This window comes from Caballeronia fortuita (assembly GCF_001544835.2).
GTDB lineage: Bacteria > Pseudomonadota > Gammaproteobacteria > Burkholderiales > Burkholderiaceae > Caballeronia > Caballeronia fortuita.
In genome coordinates, this window is the sequence record NZ_FCNX02000042.1 from 1 (window position 1) to 2,727 (window position 2,727).

2 tRNA genes and 2 rRNA genes are annotated in these 2,727 nt (G+C 53.0%); all 4 read left to right on the forward strand.

From position 1 onward, the window contains the following. The first annotated feature begins 126 nt into the window (after positions 1 to 126). Positions 127 to 1,658 (forward strand): 16S ribosomal RNA (locus AWB77_RS33990). Positions 1,659 to 1,722: 64 nt separating this feature from the next. Continuing rightward, a tRNA-Ile gene (locus AWB77_RS33995) sits at positions 1,723 to 1,799 on the forward strand. 31 nt (positions 1,800 to 1,830) lie between these two features. Then, positions 1,831 to 1,906, forward strand: a tRNA-Ala gene (locus tag AWB77_RS34000). Positions 1,907 to 2,188: 282 nt separating this feature from the next. Continuing rightward, a 23S ribosomal RNA gene (locus AWB77_RS34005) occupies positions 2,189 to 2,727 on the forward strand; the annotation flags it as partial.

Sequence of the window (2,727 nt, forward strand, 5' to 3'; positions counted from 1 at the left end):
AGCAAAAGTATCAAGAGTCTCACACGAAGTATCAGAGGAAGGTTTTTGTCTTAGGACAATAATCATCGTCAGTACGTTGAGTGAGCGACCGGTTTCTAACGGAACCGAAAAACAGTAACAGGGTTTGAACTGAAGAGTTTGATCCTGGCTCAGATTGAACGCTGGCGGCATGCCTTACACATGCAAGTCGAACGGCAGCACGGGGGCAACCCTGGTGGCGAGTGGCGAACGGGTGAGTAATACATCGGAACGTGTCCTGTAGTGGGGGATAGCCCGGCGAAAGCCGGATTAATACCGCATACGACCTAAGGGAGAAAGCGGGGGATCTTCGGACCTCGCGCTATAGGGGCGGCCGATGGCAGATTAGCTAGTTGGTGGGGTAAAGGCCTACCAAGGCGACGATCTGTAGCTGGTCTGAGAGGACGACCAGCCACACTGGGACTGAGACACGGCCCAGACTCCTACGGGAGGCAGCAGTGGGGAATTTTGGACAATGGGGGCAACCCTGATCCAGCAATGCCGCGTGTGTGAAGAAGGCCTTCGGGTTGTAAAGCACTTTTGTCCGGAAAGAAAACCATCGCCCTAATATGGTGGTGGGATGACGGTACCGGAAGAATAAGCACCGGCTAACTACGTGCCAGCAGCCGCGGTAATACGTAGGGTGCGAGCGTTAATCGGAATTACTGGGCGTAAAGCGTGCGCAGGCGGTCTGTTAAGACCGATGTGAAATCCCCGGGCTTAACCTGGGAACTGCATTGGTGACTGGCAGGCTTTGAGTGTGGCAGAGGGGGGTAGAATTCCACGTGTAGCAGTGAAATGCGTAGAGATGTGGAGGAATACCGATGGCGAAGGCAGCCCCCTGGGCCAACACTGACGCTCATGCACGAAAGCGTGGGGAGCAAACAGGATTAGATACCCTGGTAGTCCACGCCCTAAACGATGTCAACTAGTTGTTGGGGATTCATTTCCTTAGTAACGTAGCTAACGCGTGAAGTTGACCGCCTGGGGAGTACGGTCGCAAGATTAAAACTCAAAGGAATTGACGGGGACCCGCACAAGCGGTGGATGATGTGGATTAATTCGATGCAACGCGAAAAACCTTACCTACCCTTGACATGGTCGGAAGTCTGCTGAGAGGCGGACGTGCTCGAAAGAGAACCGGCGCACAGGTGCTGCATGGCTGTCGTCAGCTCGTGTCGTGAGATGTTGGGTTAAGTCCCGCAACGAGCGCAACCCTTGTCCTTAGTTGCTACGCAAGAGCACTCTAAGGAGACTGCCGGTGACAAACCGGAGGAAGGTGGGGATGACGTCAAGTCCTCATGGCCCTTATGGGTAGGGCTTCACACGTCATACAATGGTCGGAACAGAGGGTTGCCAAGCCGCGAGGTGGAGCCAATCCCAGAAAACCGATCGTAGTCCGGATCGCAGTCTGCAACTCGACTGCGTGAAGCTGGAATCGCTAGTAATCGCGGATCAGCATGCCGCGGTGAATACGTTCCCGGGTCTTGTACACACCGCCCGTCACACCATGGGAGTGGGTTTCACCAGAAGTAGGTAGCCTAACCGTAAGGAGGGCGCTTACCACGGTGGGATTCATGACTGGGGTGAAGTCGTAACAAGGTAGCCGTATCGGAAGGTGCGGCTGGATCACCTCCTTTCTCGAGCTTCGCACTTCAAAAATTAAGCGCTCACGCTTATCGGCTGTTGTTTGAGACAGGCTTTGGGTCTGTAGCTCAGTCGGTTAGAGCACCGTCTTGATAAGGCGGGGGTCGTTGGTTCGAATCCAACCAGACCCACCAACGTCGAGACGAGTCGACAGACTCAGGACGCGGGGGATTAGCTCAGCTGGGAGAGCACCTGCTTTGCAAGCAGGGGGTCGTCGGTTCGATCCCGTCATCCTCCACCAAGTCCTCAATGCCAAGTGTTTCGAGTAAGCACTTTGCATTGGCGATTGAAAGCCAGTTGATGCGGACGGGTAATGAAGTGACTCGGTCGGCTAAACGTTCTTTAACAATCTGGAAGAAGTAGTAAAGAGAATCTTGGAAAGCACTTAGAGATGGGTGTGAGTAGGAAGATTCAGGGTAGTGATTGTATCAAGTATGAAAAGTGATCTTAATGATGACTTGGAATACGGCACAACGCGAATACTCAGCCTGTAGCAGTGTGTCGAGAGACACACTTGTTATAGGGTCAAGCGAACAAGTGCATGTGGTGGATGCCTTGGCGATCACAGGCGATGAAGGACGCGGTAGCCTGCGAAAAGTTGTGGGGAGCTGGCAAACGAGCTTTGATCCACAAATGTCCGAATGGGGAAACCCACTCCTTATGGAGTACCCATGACTGAATACATAGGTCATGTGGGGCGAACGCGGTGAACTGAAACATCTAAGTAACCGCAGGAACAGAAATCAACCGAGATTCCCAAAGTAGTGGCGAGCGAAATGGGATCAGCCTGTACTCTTTATCTATGTTGTTAGCTGAACGCTCTGGAAAGTGCGGCCATAGCAGGTGATAGCCCTGTAAGCGAAAACAGTGTGGAAGAACTAGGGGTACGACAAGTAGGGCGGGACACGTGAAATCCTGTCTGAAGATGGGGGGACCATCCTCCAAGGCTAAATACTCGTGATCGACCGATAGTGAACCAGTACCGTGAGGGAAAGGCGAAAAGAACCCCGGGAGGGGAGTGAAATAGATCCTGAAACCGCATGCATACAAACAGTCGGAGCC